Consider the following 1,305-nt stretch of genomic DNA (forward strand, 5'->3'; position numbering starts at 1 on the left):
CTGTTCAAGAACCTCGAGAACAAGGGCAACCCCTGGGGCCAGAACTCCAAGGACCGCCTGAACTGGATCAAGGAAGTCGACTTCGACATCCCCGTCTTCGGCCAGGACGCCGACAGCTTCGACGGCTACGAATACCTGTTCTGGGTCGGCTGCGCCGGCGCCTACGAAGACCGCGCCAAGAAGACCACCAAGGCCGTGGCCGAACTGCTGGCCACCGCCGGCACCAAGTTCATGGTCCTGGGCGCGGAGGAAACCTGCACCGGTGACTCGGCCCGCCGCGCGGGCAACGAGTTCTTGTTCCAGCAGCTCGCGATGCAGAACATCGAGGTCATCAACTCCGTGTTCGAAGGTGTGGAGCAGTCGCGTAAGAAGATCGTGGTCACCTGCGCGCACTGCTTCAACGCCCTCAACAACGAGTACCCGCAGGTCGGTGGCACCTACGAGGTCGTGCACCACACCCAGCTGCTCAACCGGCTGGTGCGGCAGAAGAAACTGGTCCCGGTCGCGTCGGTGTCGCAGAACATCACCTACCACGACCCCTGCTACCTGGGTCGGCACAACAAGATCTACAACGCCCCGCGTGAACTGATGGAAGCCTCCGGCTCCACCCTGGTCGAGATGCCGCGTCACGGCGAGCGGTCGATGTGCTGTGGTGCCGGTGGCGCGCGCATGTGGATGGAAGAACAACTCGGCAAACGCATCAACGTCGACCGCGTCGACGAAGCCTTGTCGACCAACCCGACCAAGATCGCGACCGGCTGCCCGTTCTGCCGGGTCATGCTCACCGACGGTGTCACCGCCCGCCAGGAACAGGGCCAGGGCGAAGGTGTCGAGGTCGTCGACGTCGCCCAGCTGATGCTGGACTCGATCACCCGCATCGACGCCGCCGAGCTCTCGGCCAACCTGCACGTCGTCCAGGAACCCAAGGCCGAACCCGAACCCGAGCCGGAGCCCGAACCCGCCGTGGCCGAGGTGGTCGAAGAGGCTGCGCCGAAGGCGGCACCGACCGGTGGCGGCCTGGGCATGAAGGGCGCGGCCAAGGCACCCGGTGGTGGCCTGGGCATGAAGGGCGCCGCCAAGGCACCGGGTGCGAAGGCTCCCGCCGCCGAAGCCGCTCCTGCTGAGGCTGCTCCGGCCAAGGGTCTGGGCATGAAGGGTGGCGCCAAGGCGCCCGGTGGTGGCCTGGGCATGAAGGGCGGCGCGAAGGCTCCGGGTGCGAAGGCGCCCGCGGCTGAGGCGACCGCCGCAGAAGCCCCCGCCGCCGAGACTGCGGCTCCCCCGGTCAAGGGCCTGGGCATGAAGGGC

Annotated in this window: 1 protein-coding gene; it reads left to right on the forward strand. The window is 67.2% G+C overall.

From position 1 onward, the window contains the following. Positions 1-1,305 (forward strand): (Fe-S)-binding protein (locus tag QH270_RS00105; RefSeq protein ID WP_280338309.1); only part of this gene is annotated, 1,305 nt, incomplete at both ends.

Origin of the sequence: Nocardia neocaledoniensis, from assembly GCF_029868625.1 — a bacterium.
Classification (GTDB): Bacteria; Actinomycetota; Actinomycetes; order Mycobacteriales; family Mycobacteriaceae; genus Nocardia; species Nocardia neocaledoniensis_A.